26 protein-coding genes are annotated in these 20,494 nt (G+C 32.4%); 14 read left to right on the top strand and 12 right to left on the bottom strand.

The annotated features are described in order from the left end of the window. Window positions 1-59: 59 nt before the first annotated feature. From ACFS5J_RS04520 to ACFS5J_RS04500, 5 genes are all read left to right on the top strand, one after another. Window positions 60-281: a hypothetical protein gene (locus ACFS5J_RS04520; RefSeq protein WP_379810841.1), complete on the top strand. Its 222-nt coding sequence runs from the start codon at window positions 60-62 to the stop codon at window positions 279-281. A gap of 20 nt (window positions 282-301) precedes the next feature. Next, window positions 302-721, top strand: a complete 420-nt coding sequence (locus ACFS5J_RS04515) for a hypothetical protein (protein WP_379810840.1) — start codon at window positions 302-304, stop codon at window positions 719-721. A 20-nt stretch (window positions 722-741) separates the two neighbouring features. After that, the gene (locus ACFS5J_RS04510) at window positions 742-1,302 is read left to right on the top strand and encodes a DUF6705 family protein (protein WP_379810839.1); all 561 of its coding nucleotides are present in this window, start codon (window positions 742-744) and stop codon (window positions 1,300-1,302) included. A gap of 486 nt (window positions 1,303-1,788) precedes the next feature. Then, window positions 1,789-2,019, top strand: a complete 231-nt coding sequence (locus tag ACFS5J_RS04505; protein WP_379810838.1) for a hypothetical protein — start codon at window positions 1,789-1,791, stop codon at window positions 2,017-2,019. Window positions 2,020-2,134: 115 nt separating this feature from the next. Beyond that, on the top strand, window positions 2,135-2,536 hold the full coding sequence (locus ACFS5J_RS04500) for a hypothetical protein (protein WP_379810837.1): 402 nt from the start codon (window positions 2,135-2,137) through the stop codon (window positions 2,534-2,536). Between the two features lie 210 nt (window positions 2,537-2,746). Here the strand turns inward: ACFS5J_RS04500 and ACFS5J_RS04495 are convergent, their stop codons facing one another. Together ACFS5J_RS04495 and pyrE are read right to left on the bottom strand one after the other, a co-directional pair. Then, window positions 2,747-3,139: an SRPBCC family protein gene (locus ACFS5J_RS04495; protein ID WP_379810836.1), complete on the bottom strand. Its 393-nt coding sequence runs from the start codon at window positions 3,137-3,139 to the stop codon at window positions 2,747-2,749. Between the two features lie 10 nt (window positions 3,140-3,149). Next, window positions 3,150-3,803: an orotate phosphoribosyltransferase gene (gene pyrE / locus ACFS5J_RS04490; RefSeq protein ID WP_379810835.1), complete on the bottom strand. Its 654-nt coding sequence runs from the start codon at window positions 3,801-3,803 to the stop codon at window positions 3,150-3,152. A gap of 7 nt (window positions 3,804-3,810) precedes the next feature. Between pyrE and ACFS5J_RS04485 the strand changes: the two genes are divergently transcribed. Then, a complete protein-coding gene (locus ACFS5J_RS04485; RefSeq protein ID WP_379810834.1) occupies window positions 3,811-4,413 on the top strand; it encodes an NUDIX hydrolase in 603 nt (200 codons plus the stop codon). Window positions 4,414-4,417: 4 nt separating this feature from the next. Here the strand turns inward: ACFS5J_RS04485 and ACFS5J_RS04480 are convergent, their stop codons facing one another. Continuing rightward, window positions 4,418-5,191, bottom strand: coding sequence for a carboxypeptidase-like regulatory domain-containing protein (locus ACFS5J_RS04480; protein WP_379810833.1), 774 nt, complete (start codon window positions 5,189-5,191; stop codon window positions 4,418-4,420). Window positions 5,192-5,278: 87 nt separating this feature from the next. Beyond that, window positions 5,279-7,132 carry a DEAD/DEAH box helicase gene (locus tag ACFS5J_RS04475; protein ID WP_379810832.1) on the bottom strand — a complete coding sequence of 618 codons (1,854 nt, stop codon included), beginning with the start codon at window positions 7,130-7,132 and terminating at the stop codon, window positions 5,279-5,281. 189 nt (window positions 7,133-7,321) lie between these two features. Here ACFS5J_RS04475 and ACFS5J_RS04470 point away from each other — a divergent pair, with 189 nt between their 5' ends. Next, entirely contained in the window at window positions 7,322-7,933 is a 612-nt protein-coding gene (locus ACFS5J_RS04470) for a trimeric intracellular cation channel family protein (RefSeq protein ID WP_379810830.1), read from the top strand. Here ACFS5J_RS04470 and ACFS5J_RS04465 read toward each other — a convergent pair. Next, on the bottom strand, window positions 7,913-8,494 hold the full coding sequence (locus ACFS5J_RS04465; RefSeq protein WP_379810828.1) for a non-canonical purine NTP diphosphatase: 582 nt from the start codon (window positions 8,492-8,494) through the stop codon (window positions 7,913-7,915). The two genes, ACFS5J_RS04470 and ACFS5J_RS04465, sit on opposite strands and share 21 nt — an antisense overlap. 234 nt (window positions 8,495-8,728) lie before the next feature. Between ACFS5J_RS04465 and ACFS5J_RS04460 the strand changes: the two genes are divergently transcribed. After that, window positions 8,729-9,988, top strand: coding sequence for an aminotransferase class I/II-fold pyridoxal phosphate-dependent enzyme (locus ACFS5J_RS04460; RefSeq protein ID WP_379810827.1), 1,260 nt, complete (start codon window positions 8,729-8,731; stop codon window positions 9,986-9,988). A gap of 56 nt (window positions 9,989-10,044) precedes the next feature. On the opposite strand, the gene ACFS5J_RS04455 is transcribed toward ACFS5J_RS04460, so the two are convergent. Continuing rightward, window positions 10,045-11,166, bottom strand: coding sequence for a GTP cyclohydrolase (locus ACFS5J_RS04455; RefSeq protein WP_379810826.1), 1,122 nt, complete (start codon window positions 11,164-11,166; stop codon window positions 10,045-10,047). Window position 11,167: 1 nt separating this feature from the next. Then, the gene (locus ACFS5J_RS04450; RefSeq protein WP_379810825.1) at window positions 11,168-12,130 is read right to left on the bottom strand and encodes a transporter; all 963 of its coding nucleotides are present in this window, start codon (window positions 12,128-12,130) and stop codon (window positions 11,168-11,170) included. A gap of 109 nt (window positions 12,131-12,239) precedes the next feature. Between ACFS5J_RS04450 and ACFS5J_RS04445 the strand changes: the two genes are divergently transcribed. The 4 genes from ACFS5J_RS04445 (at window position 12,240) to ACFS5J_RS04430 (ending at window position 16,963) form a co-directional block, all read left to right on the top strand. After that, the gene (locus ACFS5J_RS04445) at window positions 12,240-12,500 is read left to right on the top strand and encodes a DUF4834 domain-containing protein (RefSeq protein WP_379810823.1); all 261 of its coding nucleotides are present in this window, start codon (window positions 12,240-12,242) and stop codon (window positions 12,498-12,500) included. Between the two features lie 94 nt (window positions 12,501-12,594). Next, window positions 12,595-15,006, top strand: coding sequence for a YfhO family protein (locus ACFS5J_RS04440; protein ID WP_379810822.1), 2,412 nt, complete (start codon window positions 12,595-12,597; stop codon window positions 15,004-15,006). Window positions 15,007-15,049: 43 nt separating this feature from the next. Beyond that, window positions 15,050-16,333 (top strand): glycosyltransferase family 4 protein, encoded by a 1,284-nt coding sequence (locus ACFS5J_RS04435; protein ID WP_379811472.1) that lies wholly within the window; start codon window positions 15,050-15,052, stop codon window positions 16,331-16,333. A 3-nt stretch (window positions 16,334-16,336) separates the two neighbouring features. Further along, the gene (locus ACFS5J_RS04430; RefSeq protein WP_379810821.1) at window positions 16,337-16,963 is read left to right on the top strand and encodes a CatA-like O-acetyltransferase; all 627 of its coding nucleotides are present in this window, start codon (window positions 16,337-16,339) and stop codon (window positions 16,961-16,963) included. Window positions 16,964-17,039: 76 nt separating this feature from the next. Here ACFS5J_RS04430 and ACFS5J_RS04425 read toward each other — a convergent pair whose 3' ends face one another. The 3 genes from ACFS5J_RS04425 to ACFS5J_RS04415 form a co-directional block, all read right to left on the bottom strand. After that, window positions 17,040-17,738 carry a hypothetical protein gene (locus tag ACFS5J_RS04425; RefSeq protein ID WP_379810820.1) on the bottom strand — a complete coding sequence of 233 codons (699 nt, stop codon included), beginning with the start codon at window positions 17,736-17,738 and terminating at the stop codon, window positions 17,040-17,042. Window positions 17,739-17,912: 174 nt separating this feature from the next. Next, window positions 17,913-18,239, bottom strand: coding sequence for a CCC motif membrane protein (locus tag ACFS5J_RS04420; RefSeq protein ID WP_379810818.1), 327 nt, complete (start codon window positions 18,237-18,239; stop codon window positions 17,913-17,915). A gap of 14 nt (window positions 18,240-18,253) precedes the next feature. Then, complete coding sequence (locus tag ACFS5J_RS04415; protein WP_379810817.1) at window positions 18,254-18,556, bottom strand: DUF2752 domain-containing protein; 303 nt, start codon at window positions 18,554-18,556, stop codon at window positions 18,254-18,256. Between the two features lie 70 nt (window positions 18,557-18,626). On the opposite strand from ACFS5J_RS04415, the gene ACFS5J_RS04410 reads away from it, so the two are divergent. Then, window positions 18,627-18,806: a hypothetical protein gene (locus tag ACFS5J_RS04410; RefSeq protein WP_379810815.1), complete on the top strand. Its 180-nt coding sequence runs from the start codon at window positions 18,627-18,629 to the stop codon at window positions 18,804-18,806. Beyond that, complete coding sequence (locus ACFS5J_RS04405) at window positions 18,796-19,359, top strand: Smr/MutS family protein (RefSeq protein ID WP_379811471.1); 564 nt, start codon at window positions 18,796-18,798, stop codon at window positions 19,357-19,359. The genes ACFS5J_RS04410 and ACFS5J_RS04405 overlap by 11 nt, the downstream gene beginning before the upstream one ends. 34 nt (window positions 19,360-19,393) lie before the next feature. Here the strand turns inward: ACFS5J_RS04405 and ACFS5J_RS04400 are convergent, their stop codons facing one another. Both ACFS5J_RS04400 and ACFS5J_RS04395 read right to left on the bottom strand, forming a co-directional pair. Beyond that, window positions 19,394-19,780, bottom strand: a complete 387-nt coding sequence (locus tag ACFS5J_RS04400) for a group I truncated hemoglobin (protein ID WP_379810814.1) — start codon at window positions 19,778-19,780, stop codon at window positions 19,394-19,396. A 150-nt stretch (window positions 19,781-19,930) separates the two neighbouring features. Beyond that, window positions 19,931-20,443, bottom strand: a complete 513-nt coding sequence (locus ACFS5J_RS04395) for a hypothetical protein (protein ID WP_379810813.1) — start codon at window positions 20,441-20,443, stop codon at window positions 19,931-19,933. Window positions 20,444-20,494 lie beyond the last annotated feature (51 nt).

The raw sequence follows: 20,494 nt of genomic DNA, 5'->3' as shown, positions 1-20,494 counted from the left end.
TTATTTTTTATAAAAAATGATTAATATTACAGAATTATAAAAACAATTAAAATTCTTGTGTGAAACAAAAAGTTAGGAAAATTAAGTTACTCTTATTATTTGCAATGTTTGGAATTTTAAGTTGTCAACTCGAAGAAGAAATAATTTCAAAAAGTAATTATCAAAAATCTTTTGAAGTACAACGAATTTCCGAAAGTCAATTTAAAATGAAAGCGCCAAAAGCTTATGGTGATTTGGAACTTCACAGCATACTCCTAACATACTATATCATACAAGTTTAAAAGCTGTTGCTCATAATCATTTGAAGAACTCAATTTACAAACATATAGGTACTTTTGCACCTAATGATATTACTGCATTAGAAGATATAATTACATTAAGTAAGCAACAAAACTCATTAGTTAAAAATAATGAATTCGCATATTACTTAGTATGTGATGAAGGAAATTATGCGATAAAATTGACTGATTTAATGAAATTACAAGTATTTACATTGGTCTATAAAACAAATATACCTTACAGAGAAAAAGTCAATAAATTTTACTTGGATAATAATATGGCACATGGGAAACCAAAAAATGAACAAAACATTGGTTTTTTAAAATTTTTGAAAAATTTCCAACTTGGTATTGAATATTATGAAGCCGATGAAAATTTTGAAAATTGGAAAAAATTAGAATTAAATTCTTCTGAAAACGATATAAATAAAACTCCTTGTTAAAAATCTAAAAAAAAATAATTATGAAAAATACAATTTACATTTTAATAACTACGCTTGTCTATTCTTTCTCTTCCGCCCAAACTATTGTTGATATGGCTGGAAATAGACAAAATGAACATTACAAAAATGGTCAATATTATATTAAAGATATTAATAATTATATGTTGTCTTACATTGGCACATGGAGGTATGTTGATGGCAATAAAGAATTTAGAATTACTTTAACTAAAGTCACTAAATACCATGACGTTTTTGCGCTTACTAATGATAACCATTTTATAGATGCATTATATATAACCTACCAAAAATATGAAAATGGACAGCTAGTTTATAATTCTCCACAAGATGAATACCCAACAGGTATAATCAAAGAATTTGGAAAATTAAACATGTCTTTTACTGATTATGAAAGAAATAATGAAACATTTCCTGTAGATTTAATTTTAATGCCTATTGGTAACAATCAATACAATCTAAAATTTAGGTTAGATATGTTTGAAAAAAGAAATACTTATTTTGAACAGCATCCTAACGAACCTTACTTTAGTGTTCCAAATAATATTGTAATGAATAAGTTGTAAAAATTATTTATAATGTAATTATATTTAATGCATTGTAAATTAATGTTTTGTAAAATATTAAAAGAATACTATTTTGAATACTTTTTGCTAAAAAATGTATTTTAATGTATTGTAAACCAGCTTTGAAATTGTTGTTTTTCGTGCTTAATAAAATTGTGGTTCCGAAGGTCGCGGGTTCGAGACCCGTCTTTCACCCTTATTACTTTTAAAGGCTCAGATGTATCTGAGCCTTTTTTTATTCTTATAATAATGTGTACATTTAATTCTAAACATTTAAATGTTATGTGTTTAAATTTTTTAAGACTGTTATTTGTATCACTATTGGCGTTTATGAGTAAAACTATTTTTCAATTAATACTTGAATGGTTTAATGTTTTTCCTTTGCGCTATAAAGTTCATGTGTGGAATAAGTTTATAATTTCGTACAGATACATTTGTTTAGATTTTTTGTTCCACTTTTGGGTATATATTCTTATTTCCATTTTAATGTACTTTGTATTAAAAAGTAAAAATATTAATAAATGGGTTTCTAGTTTATTTTTCGTTATTATTGTATTATTGTTTAAATACGATTTAAATATCCCTTTTAGAGTTGGATCTGCGGATGGTATTTCTAATTATAATTTTGAATTGATTCAAGATTTTATTTTGTATGTTTTAACTATATTTTTATTGAGTTATTTTATCAACAAACTGGTAATTCCATTTGGTAAATAATTATTCTAGGTTTGTATTTTTCAAAGGACTTAGGTTTAAAAGAGCTATTATTTATTTTTACATCGTTTTACGAATTGTTTTTTTTATATTTGAAAATGTAGTAATAGTTTTAAAAATGAAATCATTAATAGTTTTTTGTGTTTTAGTATTAATGTTACAATTGAGTTGTAAAATTTCATCTATAGCATCCTTAGATAATGATACTGAATCTGCATCAAAGAGAATTTTAGGTGTGTGGGTAAGAGAAAACAGTATAAGCGATAAAATTGAATTTTTAACTAATGGTCAGATTAAACGTTATGAAGATAATATTTTAATATATACCGATTATTATGCAATAACAAATACATGTAATGGAATAGACTCAGGAAATAATCAGCTTTTTTTACAAGTGATTGATTCAAATGATGGTAGTTTTACATGTGATATAATTAATAGTGTTGATGATGGAGGAAATGGTATATTATCATTAACTACTGCTGGTCAAGGAAAATTGGTTGTATATTTAAAACAATAGGTTAAAATTTTTATCTATTTTTTTTTGTTAAAACACCATGTTTTAGTGTGTTATGAATTGTTGAAAGAATACTGTTTTGAATGCTTTTTGTAAATATATGCTTTATAAAGTCTTTTTAAAGTGTTCAAGGGTTTGGTTAAATGAGTTTTATCATAAAAAAAAAGCTCCTATTTTTAATAGGAGCTTTTGATTTTGTATGGAAAAGGAAAATTATAATTTCCCCATGTTCTGTGCTAAAGTTTCAATGAATTTACTGATAGGCCCTTTTACCATCATAGCCATCATTGGGTTGAATTGCCCTTCAAATAAGAGTTGTACTTCACTTTTGTTTTCGTCAAGGCTATTAATGTTACCTGTTAATGTAAAAGGAAGTTTGTCGCTTGCAGCTCCTAATATTACTTTAGAAAACTCTTGCTTGTCTTTCATTTTTAATTTGATTTCAGGCATCCCTTTTAAGCCAAAAATGAAAGCGTCGTTGTCTAATACTTCAAACTTAGCAATGTTGTCTGGCATTAATTTTTCAAAGTTTTTAACGTCTGTTAATGCATTAAAAATGTAAGCTGCAGACTTGTCTATGGTAACTTTTGGGCTTTCTAAATTCATAGTTTGTTTTTTATTTCGATACTTCTACATTCCAAGTTGATGGACTTTTGCGCCATTCTTGTAAAGTAGCCATTTCGTTTTCATTAATATATTGTTTTGCTACCGCTCTTTTCAATAAGTTGTCGTAATTGCTTAACGTGAATACGTCTAGTTTTGCTTCAGCAATTTTTTCAACCGAAATATCAAAGCCATAAGTAAAAATTGCAGCCATACCTTTTACGTTGGCACCTTCGTTACGTAATGCTTCTACAGCTTGTAAGCTACTTCCACCTGTACTGATTAAATCTTCCACTACAACAACGTTTTGACCTTTTTCGAAGTGACCTTCTACTTGGTTTTGGCGACCGTGTTTTTTAGCTTCTGGGCGAACATAAACAAATGGTAGTCCCATAGCTTCAGCAACTAAAATTCCTATTCCAATTGCACCTGTAGCTACACCAGCAATAACGTCTGGACGACCAAATTTATCTTCGATATGTTTGGCAAATTCATCTCTTACATAATTACGAACCGCTGGAAATGAAAGGATTATGCGGTTATCGCAATAAATTGGAGACTTCCAGCCTGAAGCCCATGTAAAAGGATTTTTAGAATTTAATTTAATTGCGTTTATTTGTAAAAGCAATTCGGCTGTTTGTTCGGCAGTGTTGTTATTAAAAATCATATTGCAAATGTATAAAGTTTTTGTTAACGATAAGTCACTTTTTTTGACAAATGAGGTTCAAAAAGAGACAGATTTTCAAATTTTTCTTCTAGAAAGTATTGATATCAAGAAGCTTATTGTGAAAATGTATCAAAATAAAATTTCAAGTGCTTTTTTGTACCATCCGGACGAAAAACTTATCATGAAAACTTTAAGGGCAAAAATACCTGTTGTAAAAGCTGGAGGAGGATTGGTTTATAATGACGAAGGAAAAGTGCTTTTCATTTTTCGTAATGGAAAATGGGACCTTCCAAAGGGTGGAACGGAGAAGAATGAAACCATGGAACAAACGGCAATTCGAGAAGTAGAAGAGGAGACAGGTGTAACGGGATTGTCAATTGTACAAAAGCTGCAAAAGACCTATCATATTTTCAAACGTAACGGTCGTTATAAGTTAAAAGTAACGTATTGGTACGAAATGAAAACTGCGTATCAAGGAACTCCTCAAGGACAAATAGAGGAGGGGATTGAAAAAGTAGAATGGATTAACCCAAACGATATTTCTAAAGTTTTAGAGAATTCTTACGAAAATATTAAGCTTTTATTTGAAGAAGCTAAAGTAAAAGGATAATTAATTATTTGTTTTTCTTCAAGATTTTATACTCTTCGTAGCACGAACTGATAGCATCCATGATTTGTAAATCGTTAGCTGTTTTGATAAAGTATTCCGAATAATTACAGTTTTGCAAAATAAGCGGAATATCGTCTTTGTCGATTTCTAATAGTGCAGCTAGGGTTTCACGGTCAAATTTGGTAGCCAATAATTCACGCACAGTGTCATCTTTTTTCATTTCCTTCAACTTCTTCATTTGTTTTGGTCGCTTACCAAAAGCATTGTAAAGAAAATCAGCAGGATTGAAAATAGATTGTAATACCTTGGTTACGGCACCAGGTGATTTGTTTCCGGCTTCGTATCCGGCATTTAATCCCGAAATACTATAACGGTAATTATCTTCTTTTACGGGGATTAATTTGGTGTCAACTTCCATATAACCTGTCAAGTTATATTGCCCCAAGATAATTTCTTCAAGAGCATATGCTTTTTCTGTTAAGGCTACTTTAGATGATTTGTTTTTCACCCAGTCGTGGGTTACTTTTAGTTTTATAGTTTCAAACCCTAAATAGGAGAAAAGTAAAGTGTCATTTGCACGAGCATGAATTTCAAAAAAGCCATTTCCATCGGTTACGGTTCCTTTTACACGAGTTGTATTGATGACGTGAACGTTGCTCATGGGTAGGCGTGTAGTGTTATTTATAACTGTGCCTTCAATAATACTTACTATGGTGTCATTTTGGCTAAAGCCTAAATGGGTAACGAGTAAAAATAAAAAAACTATAAAATATCTCATGCGTTGATTATTGATTCAAAAATACAAATCAAACTGAGATATTTTATAGTTTATATTTAATTTATAAGAAAATTAACTAATAAGTTGTTAACTTCTTCTTGAGCGTTTTGCTTTTTCAAAAAAACCTTTAGATTCACCACCTTCGCTTCTGCGACCACGGCTTTCAGTTCCTCTTTTTTCAAATTTACGTTCTCCAGGTTTACTGTCTCCACGTCTTTCGCTTCCGCCACGTCTTTCACCACCTTTTGAGCCTCTGTCGCTTCTCTCGCCTCTGAAACCACCGCCGCCACGTCTTTCGCCGCCACGACCATTGTGATCTCTTCTTCTACTATTGCTTCCGCCGTCGTTTTTAGAGATTTCAACATTAATTTTTCTGCCTTCTAATTGGAATGAATTTAAGATTTCCATTACTTTCGGAGCTAACTCAGCATCGGTGTTAAAGAAAGAGAAGCCTTCTTTTACATCAACTTTGAAAACATCGTCACGACCTAAGTCTAATGTTTCTTTTAAGAAGTCTTTTAATGACATCCAGTCGAAATTATCTCTAGCACCAATATTAATGAAGAATCGAACTGCGCCATCAGTAGGCATTTCACCACTTTCTCTACGAGTTCCTCCGTCAGAAGATAAATCTCTTGATTTTTTATAGTAATTGATAAAACGATTGAATTCAACCGATACCATTTTCTTGATTAATTCTTCTTTAGGAATGTCTTTTAAAACCTCCTCGATTGCAGGTAAGTAAGTGTCAATTTCGTGGTCTACTTCTACATCTTTAATTTTGTTAGCCAAGTGGAATAACTGAATTTCGCAGATTTCCATTCCTGAAGGAATTGGTTTTTCTTCAAATTTCATTTTGATGATACGCTCGATTGCAGAAATCTTACGTAATTCACTTTTAGTGATAATTACTAATGAAGTTCCTGATTTTCCAGCACGACCTGTACGACCTGAACGGTGTGTGTAGGTTTCTACTTCGTCAGGTAGTTGATAATTGATAACGTGTGTAATGTCGTCAACGTCAATTCCACGAGCAGCTACGTCAGTTGCCACTAACATTTGAATTTGTCTACCACGGAATGATTTCATAACGCCATCACGTTGTGCTTGCGATAAGTCACCGTGTAATGCCGCAGCACTATATCCGTCTTCAATTAATTTTTCAGCAACTGCTTGTGTGTCTCTTTTGGTTCTACAGAAAATTACAGAGAAAATATCTGGGTTAGCATCAGCAAGACGTTTTAAAGCTGCATAACGATCACGAGCGCTTACTAAATAAAACTCGTGCGATACATTTTCGTTACCTGAATTTTTATGTCCAACCGTAATTTCTAATGGTTTTCTCATGAAATCTTTTGCAATACGTGCTACTTCTTGTGGCATAGTTGCAGAGAATAACCAAGTGCTTTTTTCTTTTGGTGTATCTGATAAAATTGAAGTAATGTCTTCATAGAATCCCATGTTTAACATTTCATCTGCTTCATCTAATACACAATAGTTAATGTTTTTAATGTTAACCATTCCACGGTTAATCATATCTTGCATTCTTCCTGGAGTAGCCACAATAATTTGTGCTCCTCTACGTATGTCTTTTGCTTGTTCTGTGATACTAGCTCCTCCATAAACGGCTACAGTGTGTAATCCTTTTATGTATTTTGAGTATAACTTAATTTCATTTGTAATTTGAAGACATAACTCTCTTGTAGGCGATAAAATTAATGCTTGTGTTTCTCTGTTTTCAGCATCAATTTTTTGAATAAGTGGAAAACCAAACGCTGCAGTCTTACCCGTTCCGGTTTGCGCCAACGCTACAATGTCTGTGTCTTTTTCCAATAATAGGGGAATCGCTTTTTCCTGTACTTCCGATGGATTCTCAAATCCAAGGTCTTTGATCGCGAGCAGAAGCGATTCGTTTAGACCTAATTGTTCAAATTTATTCATGTATGTATTTAAAATTGGGTGCAAAGGTACATTTAATTAATCATATAATCTAATTTGTTAGCTATTGATTTTCAAAAAGTTAACTTTGATTAGGTGTTGTAGTGTTATAAAAAGTGTTTTTGTTGTTTAGAATAGTTGTTTAAAAAAATGAAATCTTGTTACATTTGCTAGTAACTTAGTTGAAAAGCAATGATAGAAGTTTTAGATATTATAGGTGTGTTTGTTTTTGCCATTTCAGGTGTTTTGGCGGCAATTAATAAAAAGCTCGATTTGTTTGGGGTTTTTATTATTGCTTTTGTAACGGCTTTAGGTGGAGGGACTTTACGTGATACTTTGATAGGAAGAACGCCTGTTGGGTGGATGGTTGATCTACAATATGTATACTTGATTATCGCTGCTTATGTTGTAGCGATTGTTTTTCGAAATTACCTTAATAAATTACGTATTTCATTGTTTTTGTTTGATACAATTGGATTAGGGGTATTTACTTTAATTGGTATCGAGAAAGGGTTAGAATACGGTTTACATCCTACTATTTGTATTGCTTTAGGAACAATTACGGCTAGTTTTGGAGGGCTTATTCGTGATATTTTATGTAACGAAATTCCGTTGTTATTGCGTAAAGGGACTATTTATGCAACAATTTGTATTGTTGGCGGTGTGTTATTTTTTGTTTTGCGTGAAATTGAAGTGGATAACTCAGTAAACGAACTTTTAACCTCTCTTTTTATTATAATATTCCGTTTAGCGGTTGTTCGTTATGGTTGGAGTTTACCTGTTTTAAAAATCAAGACTGCCTAAAAACTCAATTAGCTTTCTAGTCGCAATTCCTCTATGGCTTAATTTTGCTTTCTCATCCATTGTCATTTCTGCAAAGGTAGTAGTGTGGTTTTCTGGAGTAAAAATGGGATCGTATCCGAAGCCTTTATCGCCTCTTTTTTCAGAAATAATTGTACCTTCTATAATTCCTGTAAACAGCTTTTGTTGCTTGTTAAGGTTCAGTGCAATTACGGTTTTAAATTGTGCTGTTCTATCTTCTGAGTTCGAAAGTTCAGAAAGTAATTTATCCATATTGTCGTTTGCATTCTTTTGTTCGCCTGCATAACGAGCAGAATAAACCCCAGGAGAGCCATTTAAAGCTTTTACTTCCAATCCGGTATCATCGGCAAAACAATTGTATCCGTATTTTTCGGTAATATAATTTGCTTTTAAAATGGCATTTCCTTCTATAGTTTCAGCTGTTTCTGGAATATCTTCTGTGCAACCAATATCTTCTAAACTTAATAGTGTTATAGAAGCGGGTAACATTTTTTTGATTTCAGCAATTTTATTGGGATTGTTAGAAGCGAAAACGAGTTGCATTTTGAAATGGATTATGTATAAACATCAAAGTTACAAAAACGAAATGGTATAAAAGTATAAAAGCCGAGGTGGAGCCCCCGACTTTTATGGTGAACGTGTAACCACATTGCTGTGCGTTCGGGTGCAAAGGTAATTTAATATTTCAAATACACAACGATTTTATACAATTAAAAAAAATTATTATTAAGTCATTTTAATTCTTATTTTTGCCTCGTTTTTAAAACAATAAGTATTATGGTAAAAGATTTATTTGAAAGAATACAACAAAATAAAGGACCTCTAGGAAAGTGGGCATCTCAAGCTGAAGGATATTATGTGTTTCCTAAGTTAGAAGGGGAACTTGGACCGAGAATGGATTTCCATGGTAAGCGTATATTAAACTGGTCAATAAATGATTATTTAGGTTTAGCAAACCATCCAGAAGTAAGAAAAGCGGATGCTGAGGCAGCACAAAACTGGGGTGCAGCATATCCAATGGGAGCTCGTATGATGAGTGGTCACACGAAATACCATGAGCAATTAGAAAATGAATTGGCAGCTTTTGTACAAAAAGAGGCAGCATACTTATTGAATTTCGGTTACCAAGGTATGGTGTCTATTATAGATGCTTTGGTTACTAAAAATGATATCATTGTTTATGACGTAGATTCTCATGCTTGTATTATTGACGGTGTTCGTTTGCACATGGGAAAACGTTTTACATACAAGCATAATGATTTAGAAAGTATGGAAAAAAACTTGCAACGTGCTACTAAAATGGCTACGGAAACAGGTGGAGGAATACTTTTTATTACTGAAGGTGTATTTGGAATGCGTGGTCAACAAGGAAAATTAAAAGAAATTGTTGCTATGAAAGAAAAATACAATTTCCGTTTATTAGTAGATGACGCACATGGTTTTGGTACACTTGGTAAAACAGGAGCTGGAGCAGGTGAGGAGCAAGGTTGTCAAGATGGTATTGATGTGTACTTTTCGACTTTTGCTAAATCTATGGCTAATATTGGAGCTTTCGTAGCTGCAGATCAAGATATTATTGATTATTTAAAATATAATTTACGTTCGCAAATGTTTGCTAAAGCGTTACCAATGATTCAAACGATTGGTTCGTTAAAACGTTTGGAGATTTTACGTAATTCATCTGAAATTAAAGATAAATTATGGGAAAACGTAAATGCATTACAAAACGGATTAAAGGATAGAGGGTTCAATATTGGAGATACTAATACTTGTATTACGCCAGTATATTTAGAAGGTTCTATTCCAGAAGCAATGGTAATGGTAAATGATTTACGTGAAAATTATGGAATCTTCCTTTCTATTGTGGTTTATCCAGTAATTCCAAAAGGTATCATCTTATTGAGAATGATTCCTACTGCTTCTCATACAATGGAAGATATCAATGAAACTTTAGCCGCTTTTGAAGCTATCCGCGAGAAATTAACAAACGGTACTTATAAAGCAGTTGCTGAAGCAAATGTTGAAAATGTTGAGTAATCTCAATAAAATATAATAATAAAAAAAGCCATCATTTCGATGGCTTTTTTATGCTGTTATCTAAAATTTTTCAAATATGTTTTTCGACGTTTGTTGATTCTCGGATTGAAATTTTTCCACAAATTATGCATCGCATTGTTTTCTTCTAACTCTGGTGTACGGATACAGGTATTAATATTTTTGGCTTCGAATACTTTGTAATATTCTTCAAAAATAATTGCGGTAACCCCTTTGTTTTGAAATTCTGGAGTTACACCTATTAGATAGAATACAGCTTCTTTAGAGTGTTTTTTCGCTTGTAACAAGTGCCAAAATCCAAAAGGGAATAATTTTCCGTTTGCTTTTTGAAGTGCTTTAGCAAAATTTGGCATTACAATGGTGAAAGCAATCATATTATTGTTTTCATCCATAATGAATTTGATGTACTCCGGATTAATGAAACTGATGTGTTTCTTTTTGATGTGTTCAATTTGTTCTGGAGTAACAGCAACAAAGGATTGTAAAACGGAATACGTTTTGTTAAATAAGTCAAACATTTGATCAACATACGGCATGATTTCTTCAGATTTTTTGAAGTTTAATGCTGTAAGTTTGTAGCGCTCTTTAATCATCTGACTTGCTCTAATGAATGGTGCAGGGTTTACATCAAGCATTGAGAAAACACTTTCTTGGTACTCTTTTTCAGGGCTAAAACCCAGTTTTTCAAAATGTTCTTTGTAATACGGCATACTGTACCATGAAATCATAGTGCCTAATTCTTCGAACCCTTCAGTTAAAACGCCTACTTTGTCGAGGTTTGAAAAACCTAATGGTCCTTCGTAATGGTCCATTCCTTTTGCTTTTCCAAATTCTTCAACTTTTTCCAAAAGAGCTTTAGTAACTTCAATGTCATCGATAACATCAAACCAACCAAAACGCGTTTTCTTCTTGTTTAATTGGTTTACTTCTTGCCAATTTACAATAGCAGCTACTTTTCCTACAATCATATTGTTTTTATAAGCCAAATACAATTGAATGTCGCAATTTTTAAGATTTGGATTCTTCTCTTTGTCAAAAGTTTCCATTTCTTCTGAAATTAATGGAGGTACCCAATAAGGGTTGTTTTTAAATAAATCAAAGGAAAATAAAACAAAGTCTTTCATTTCCTTTTTGGTATGTACTTCTTTAACTGTTATCATATTAATCTACTGCGTCTTTTCTTTTTTTAGCTTCTTTATCGGCTTTCTTCTTCATTTTTTGATCCATTTTGCTGCCTTTGTTCTTTTCGATTTTTACTTCTTCGTAAGTATCGGCAAAGCGCCAAGAGAAACCAACTCCTGCTGAGAATAAACTAGGAGTGTTTTTGATGTTTTTACCCACTGAAGCATCAACTTGCATTTTTGAGTTAATCAAATAAGCAGCTCCTAAACGGAATACTCCATCTGAGTAATAATCTCCGTTGTAACCTTGATTTTCAACAAATCCAGACCATTTTGCGTTAAATCCTCGGGTAAGTGTAACTATATAGTTTAAACTTGCGAAATCGGTTCCGATTTTATCATACATGATATTGGTAACCAATACCCAGCGTAATCCAAAATGATTTTGAGCGATTAATGCAACTTTTGGACTTACCGTTGCTTCTTCAATTTCTTCAGGTGCGTAATTGAATGGATTATCTCCAAAACTAAAATTTGCACCCCCATATGCCGCTACAGCAGGAATAAATTGTCTCCATTTGAAACGGTGGTTGGCTTTCCAGCTGTATACATTTGGTTTTTCCTCGTAGTTTTTAAAAGGATCATAAATCAAATATTTAGCACCTAATGTCAATTGACGTAAACCACTTCTATTTTCTTCGTAAAATGTAGAGGTATATTTGTCAGTTTGATACTGAATTTCTCCAATAATCTCCAACTCTTCTTTCCAAACACCATAACGGATAGCAAGTTCTCCTAAAAAGCCATTGGCGTCATATTTTAATTTATCATGATTTTCATTCAAATAGGTTAAGCCTAATTCCGTTTGAAATACTTTTTTACCCACTGCAAAAGCCATCATTGATTTTCCAGGTCGGTTAGAATTAATTTCATCGGTAAACTGTGCAAACTGTATTTGGTATACAAAAAGTAAGAGTACAACTAGTGCTTTTGGGTATCTCATAGTGGTTCGTTTTATTTTCAAAAATAGTACTTTTATAATAATTTTAAGAAAGATTTGATACTAAATAAACGCAGATATCCATATATTTGAGCTTTAAAAAGTTTGATAAATGGAATTGGCTTCTTTTACAGGTTTTGTAAGAACCTTAATTTGGATTATATTAATTTATTATGCATTTAAATTCTTAGCTAGAATATTTGCACCTATAATTATGCAAAAAGCTGTAAGCAAAATGCAAGAAAAGATGGAGCAACAAATGCGAAATCAACAAAATAGTAACCAACAACAATATACACAAACCAAAAAGGCTGAAATGCCTACCGAAAAGAAAAAAGTAGGGGAGTATATTGAATTTGAAGAAATAGAATAATTATTAATTCATGTTTTTGATTACAAAAAAGGGTATTGTTTCAGTACTCTTTTTTTATTTACTTTAGCCTTTTATTTTCTGACAAAATATATCCATGAAAAAAATACAGTCCTTTCTACCTCATATAACCGCTATTTTTGGTTTTGTAATTGTTGCCTTACTATATTTCTATCCTGTTTTAGAAGGAAAGAAAATCTTTCAATCGGATATTGCGCAATATACAGGAATGGCAAAAGAGCAAAATGATTTTCGTGAAACTGCTCAAGAAGAGCCATTTTGGACCAATAGCGCCTTTGGGGGAATGCCTACATATCAGTTGGGGGCTAAATACCCACATAATTATATAAAAGCTTTGGATGGTGCTTTACGTTTTTTACCGCGACCAGCAGATTACTTGTTTTTATACTTTCTAGGTTTCTATATTTTGTTAATGGTGTTGAAAATTGACCCGCTAAAAGCCTTTTTTGGAGCTTTAGCATTTGGTTTTTCGACCTATTTAATCATAATTTTAGGAGTTGGACATAATGCAAAAGCACATGCTATTGCTTATATGCCAATGGTAGTAGCGGGAGTTTTACTAGTTTTTCAGCGAAAATATATCGTTGGAGGATTGTTAACAATGATAGCAGCTGCGCTAGAAATACAAGCCAATCACTTTCAAATGACCTATTATTTGTTGATTTTGTTAGTTGTAATTGGTGTTTTCTATAGTGTACAGTTTGTAAAAGAAAAAGCATTTTCAGAATTAGGGAAAGTAGTAGGTGTTTTTGCGATAGCTGGTTTATTTGCTATAGGTGCCAATGCAACCAATTTAATGGCAACTTCGGAGTATGCTAAATTTTCTACTCGTAGTAAAAGCGAATTAACCAAAAATCCAGATGGTTCTGTTAAAGAAAGTAATAATGCTATGAGTTATGAATACATAACGGAGTATAGTTATGGTAAAGCAGAAAGTTTAAATTTAATTGCACCGCGTTTGTTTGGTGGTTCCAATCATGAGGATTTGGGCACTAAATCAGAAATGTATGACTTTATAACCCAACAAGGTGTGCCTCCATATGAAGCTGAAAACTTAGTAAAACAAATGCCTACCTATTGGGGGGATCAGCCTATTGTAGCTGCTCCAGCTTATATTGGGATTGTAGTTTTCTTCTTTTTTGTTTTGGCGTTATTCATGTCTGAGAAAAAGCAATTGAAATACATGCTTTTAACAGGCGCAATCATATCATTATTATTGTCTTGGGGTAAAAACTTTGCGTTTTTAACGGATTTCTTTATCGACTTTGTGCCAATGTACAATAAGTTTAGAGCGGTTTCTTCAATTCAGGTGATTTTAGAATTGTGTATTCCGGCTTTAGCAATATTAGGTTTTTACCAATTTTTTAAATTGGAAGATAAAAAACAACAGTGGGATTATCTTTGGAAAGCAGCTGCTGTTGTATTTGGTGTTTTAGTTGCATTGTTCTTGTTTAAAGGGATGTTTGATTTTGCGGGTGTGAATGACGGTTATTACGCTGATTCTTACGGACCAGAATTTATGCGAGCGTTACGTGAAGACAGAATGGGGATGTATTCTTCGGATGTTTTACGTTCAATGGGGTTTGTAGTAGCAGTATTTGCTGTTTTGTATTTGTTTACCAAAAACACTATTAAACCAGCGATGACTGTAGTTGTAATAGGTGTTTTGATGGTAGGCGATTTGTTTTTTATTGATAAAAATTATGTGAATAAAGAGAGTTTTGTTGCGGCTCGCGAAATGGATAAACCATTCCAACCAACGCAAGCAGATATGCAAATTCTTCAAGATAGTTCGCATTATCGCGTTTTTGAAGTATCAGGTAATATGAATAGCGCAAGAAGTTCGTATTTTCACAATTCGATAGGTGGTTATCATGCAGCAAAACCACGTAGAATGCAACAATTGTTTGATTATCACATCGCAAATAACAATGTTGGAGTATTGAATATGTTGAATGTAAAGTATATCATTCAAAACGATGAGGAAGGAAGACAATTAGCGTTAAATAATCCAAAAGCAAATGGAAACGCTTGGTTTGTTGAAAATGTAAAGGCGGTTAATACTGCGGATGAAGAAATTGCTGCTTTGGATGAATTGGATACTAAAAATACTGCAGTGATTAATGCTACTGATTTTAAATTGAACAAGTCGAGTTTTGTAAAAGATTCATTAGCAACAGTTGCATTAAAAGTATATAAACCAAACTATTTGAAATATACTTCAAATAATGCGTATGAAGGCTTAGCGGTTTTCTCTGAAATGTATTATGAAAATGGTTGGGTAGCGACTATAGATGGAAAACAAACAGATATTTATAGAGTAGATTATGTTTTACGTGCTTTACAAATTCCAGCTGGTCAACATACAATTGAATTTAAATTTCAACCGCAAGTTGTAAAAACCGGTGGAACTATAGCTTTGATGAGTTCAATAGGTATGGTGTTATTAGTGCTTGGAGGTTTGTATTTTGAAAATAAAAAGAAATAACAAGTATAGTTTTTAATCAATAAACCAATTTACAATTAAGCCAATTAAAAAAGTATTAATCGTATCGTATTATTGGCCGCCAGCTGGTGGGCCAGGAGTACAACGTTGGTTGAAATTTGTAAAATATTTACCAGATTTTGATGTAGAACCGCATGTTTACATACCAGAAAATCCAACGTATCCTTTACTGGATGAAAAATTGGTTGGTGATGTTTCAAATAAAGCGATTATTGTAAAAGGTAAAATCTTTGAGCCTTACGGTTTGGCGTCTGTTTTTTCCAAGAAAGGGACAAAAAAAATAAGTTCAGGTATTATTCCCAATCAAAAGAAACAATCCTTTGTTCAAAAGGCATTGCTGTGGGTAAGGGGAAATCTATTTATTCCAGATGCTAGGGTGTTTTGGGTAAAACCATCGGTTCAATTGCTCAAAAAATACCTTGTTGAAAATAAAATTGATACTGTAATAACTACAGGTCCTCCTCATAGTTTACATTTAATTGGTCTGGAACTGCAAAAAGAGTTGCCAATCCATTGGATAACTGATTTTAGAGATCCTTGGACAACAATTGGATATCACAAGCAGTTAAAATTGAGTAATTGGGCAGCCAAAAAGCATAAATTATTAGAAAAAAAGGTTTTAAATAGTTGTGATGCTGTAATTGTAACTTCTCCAACTACCAAAAAAGAGTTTGAAGCCATTACCTCAAAACCAATTTCGGTTATAACTAATGGTTATGATGTGGAAAGTGTATCCAAACTTGCAATGGATGAGAAGTTCACTTTGTCACATATTGGTTCTTTTTTATCGGAACGTAATCCGCAAATTTTATGGGAATCGTTAGCAGAACTTATTAGTGAAAATACAGTTTTTGCGGATAATTTTCAATTGAAATTAATAGGAGCGGTGAGTGGTGAAGTATTGCAATCCATTCAAGATTATAATTTGGATGCTTTTGTAAATCATTTAGGTTATGTTTCGCATGAAAAAGCATTGCAAGAGCAGCGTTGTTCACAAATTTTGTTGTTAATAGAAATTGATTCAGCAGAAACCAAATGTATTATTCCTGGTAAATTGTTTGAATATATGGTTTCGGAGCGTCCAATTCTTGCAATCGGACCAAAAGACGCCGATTTTTCAACCATTATAAAAGCGACTAATACGGGGATGTTTTTTACGTATGAAGAAAAAGCAGCCTTGAAAAGTCAGATTTTAAGTTACTTCAATCTGTATTTGAAGCAAAATTTAAAGGTTTTTCCTGTTGGGTTACAACAATACAGTCGAAAAGCATTGACAAAACAGTTGGTTGATTTTTTAAATAAGGATTAAAATATGAGAAAAATTGATTTTGAAAATTGGAAAAGGAGAGAGCACTATGAGTTTTTCATGAAGTTTGATAATCCTTTTTTTGGAATTGTTACAGAAATTGATTGTACAAAGGCTTTTGATGTAGCAAAAGAGAACAAAATTTCTTTTTTTTCAAGTTATATGCATAAGTCCATGCTAGCGGTTAATCAAGTTGAAGAATTTCATTATCGAATTGTTGATGGAGAAGTAGTGGTTTTTGATGTAATTCATACAGGAACCACAATAGGGAGGGCTGATGAAACGTATGGATTAGCTTTTATTCCATATTCAAGTGAATTTGAAACTTTTAATTTTTCGTTACAAAGTGAAATAGAGGCGGTACAAAAAAGCTCTGGTTTACGTCTGAATAATGAAGATATTAAGTATGATTTGGTACGCTATTCAACAGTACCATGGTCTTCTTTTACGGGGTTGCTACATCCTACAAGAAATGACGCTACAGAATCGGTACCCAAGATAACTTTCGGTAAAGCTTTTTTGAGAGACGGCAAAAGGTTTTTACCAATTTCAGTTGAAGCAAATCATGCGCTTATGGATGGATTTCATATTGCAAAATATTTGGAACAATTTCAGTTTTTAATGAATGAGTAAGCAATAGAAATAAAAAAATCCTGCGTAGCAAAAGCGAAGCAGGATTTTTAATTAACTAACCAACCAAAACTATTTTTTATCTCTTTCTGTCATTATCTGTATTGTTTCTTTTTATAGTGTTAATATCAGAATTGTCCATTTTTGCTTTTGTACCATCTTGACGGTAATAGTAGTAATCTTCATCATTATACCCTGAACCGTTGTCATAATCATAATTGTTGTAAGTGTTGCTTGGATGGTAATGATTATTTGTTGGGACATATTGGTAGGCTTGACTGTGATTATTTACATAGCCTCTGATATCAATAATGCGACCTCTTCTATCGTAAATGATATGTAAACCTCCTACTTGTGTTAAAGCAAAGCTATTGTAGCTCATGTAAACTGTCCCAACACGTTTTACCCTACCAACAGCATCATAGTTGATAAAAACGTTTCCTACGCGTCTTACACGGCCGTTATTATCGTGTTCGATTCTTATTCCTTGTGGCGTTCTATTTCTATAATATCCATTTGCATTTCCACGTGGCGCTCCGTAAGTAGTGTTGGTTGTGCTTCTTGGACCAGAAGGTACAGTATTGAAATCAAAAGCTCCATCAGGGAAAATGTAGAATTCAATTCCTCTTTCCATGAATACTATCGGTTCAGCGTAACGGTAATCTAAAGGTGGATAAATTCTTTTAACATCATCAAAAACCTTTTCTGCTGATGTGTTAGCCATCATGTTTCCAATTGTAAGGATCAGGGCTGCTAATACTAAAGTAATTTTTTTCATAATACATCATTTTAAGGTTAAACATTTCAACTTTGTTGTTGTGTAGGTAAAACCAATTTGCGTGCCAAAAATGAAAGAAAAGAAAAAATATTTTTGGAATTATAGTTTATATAGGGTTTTCATAATAAAAAAAATCCAGCTGTAAAAGCTGGATTTTTGTTGAAAATTTTAAGTTTATTGTATTCCGTTGCGACGCATCATCTCTTTATACATGTCCATAAGGCCTTCTTGTCCTATTGTGGAAAATAATACAATTACATAGACTAAATACAATGTGCTTATTGTAATTCCTATAATTGCTAAAATGCGACCAATCTTTAAATTGTTGTAATTACTATATAATGTAGGGTCTTGTTGGTAAAGCTTAATGTCTTTGTTGGCTAAAACAAGTCCAATAATTCCAAGTGTTAGTCCAATGACGCCATAACAGCAACATGTTAAAATGGAAAAGATACCTAAAATTAGAACTGCTGTTGCATTGGGTAGTTTTTGATTTTGCATAATTTATTTGAGTTTTAATTGATTGTGTTCATTTTAATAACATAGGCTATTATTGTAATAATTGCATTTAATATTGCAATTCCAATTATGGCTTTTGTATAGTTTCTCGATTTATCTGTAAAGTGTAATGTGATTAAAACTAGTAAAAGGAGTAGGGTGTAAATTGCCGGAAACATTTTAAAGGCTCCTATAAAATCACCTTCAAGAAGTAGTATAATGGAACGCTGTGTTCCACAACCTGGACATTCAATTCCAAACAATTTTTTGTTCAAACAAGGCAACATGAATTCTTCCATAAATGAATTTCTTTCGTACAAGTTTACGAATTTTACAGCTTAAAAAAAATCTTTTTTCTTTTGTTTGCTATCTTTGAAAAAAATGAAATTGATGAAAAAAACGATGTATATAATCGCATGTTTTGCGATAGGAATTTTTGCTATTTATGAGCAAACAAAACCCAATCCGAATAAGTTTGTAATGGTAGGGGCGTTGGCTATTTTTATGATTGGATTGTATTCCATTATGAAAAAAATACCACCTAAAAATGATAATAATGATGAAGCATAATTTAAGCGTAGGCGATAAGGTTTCAGTTTTGGATGAAGCCATTGATGGAACCGTAATTAAGGTTGATCGGGATCAAATAACCATAGAATCAACTCATGGATTTGTGATGACATATTTTGTCAACGAATTGATTAAAGAAAACAAAATGAGTGATTTAGTTAATTCTTTTTCATTTAAAAGTTTAAGTGATGTTATGAAAGAGAAATCGGAGCCTAAAAAGCGCTCTTTTGTGAAAGAAAAGCATTCAAAAAAGGATGAATTTGTTTTAGAGGTCGATTTACATATTGAAAAATTAGTTCCTTCAACACGTGGTTTGTCGAATTTTGATATGCTCAATATTCAGATGGATACTGTAAAAAGGCAGCTTGAATTTGCTATCAAAAATCGCATGCAAAAAATGGTTTTTATACATGGTGTTGGTGAAGGTGTTTTGAAGTCGGAATTGGAATTTTTATTATCCCGATATGATGAAGTAGTTTTTCAAGAAGCGAGTTTTCAGAAGTATGGTTTTGGGGCAACCGAGGTGTATGTAAAACAAAATCCAAATCGATAAAAGTTAAATAATGATGCAATGAAAAAGGGGTTTTTTAAACCCCAATCATTGTATCTTTTAAAGAGTAGACTATTGCCAAAACATCTTTTTTTGATTGTTCGTCCACTTGATGTTTTTCCAAAGTGTTCATGATGTCGTCTATGGCATGCATGTATTCTTTTTCATTAATGTTCATACCACGATGTGCATCCGTCATGTTTTTACCGGTGTAATTTTGAGGTCCTCCGCTACCCGTAATTATAAAGTTTATTAAATGCTGGCGTGTAACAGCAAAGTGCTCTGAATTGTCCTTTAAAGGCAAAAAACGAGCCTTTATTGCTGGGTTGTTCATGTGTGCTTCAATTATGTCGTCAACTATGGCAGAAATACCTTTTGTTTCGCCAAGTCTTTTGTAAAGTGAGTTTTGATTTGTAGCTTCCATTTTTACTTGTTTTAAATTAATAACTAAAATCGAGAAGCAGAAAATCAGGATTAATTGGAGAATTTTGGTAGTTATTGAGAATTATAAAGGTACAAAAAAACCAGCAAGGATTAGCTGGTTTTTGTGTTTAATTGTTTGTATTGTAGTGTTTTACGGTTGGTAATCTCCAAAAATATAGGTCGTGAAGCTAAAAGAGTCTTCAGTACTTGAAAAGTTCACATTTTGAAAAACTAAGTTATAGGTAAACCCTAAAGAGGTACCATCTGTTTCATCGAATAATTCTGTTGCAATAACTTCTATTGTACCGCCTGAAGCATTCCACTCTTTAGTAACTACAGGTGTTGCAGGAGGAATTAACGTACAAATGGAGTTGTTAGTTAAGTTGTCAGAATATTTGCGATAGATAATTTTATTGTTTGTATTTACATTGAAAACCCTCGGTTCTCCTTCAGGAGTTGAAGCTTCTTCAAATGCTGTAGCAAAATCATTGTCCGATAAGCTTACTAGTAGCAATTCGTCGTTTTTTATTTTAAAAAGTAAGTTGTTGTTGGAACATTTAACAATGGTTTGTTCTTCAAAATTAAAAGATTCTAAAGTGATATCTCCATCGTCGCAAGAGTTTAGCGTAACTGCTAGAAATAATAAGGCGATGATTTTTCTCATGGCTATCAAAAATTTAGACAAACTTACATAAAATTCAACGAATGACAAATA

Source organism: Flavobacterium chuncheonense (assembly GCF_042686145.1).
Classification (GTDB): domain Bacteria; phylum Bacteroidota; class Bacteroidia; order Flavobacteriales; family Flavobacteriaceae; genus Flavobacterium; species Flavobacterium chuncheonense.
The sequence above is the reverse complement of the archived record's forward strand: the minus strand, read 5'-3'. Positions and strand labels throughout refer to the sequence as shown.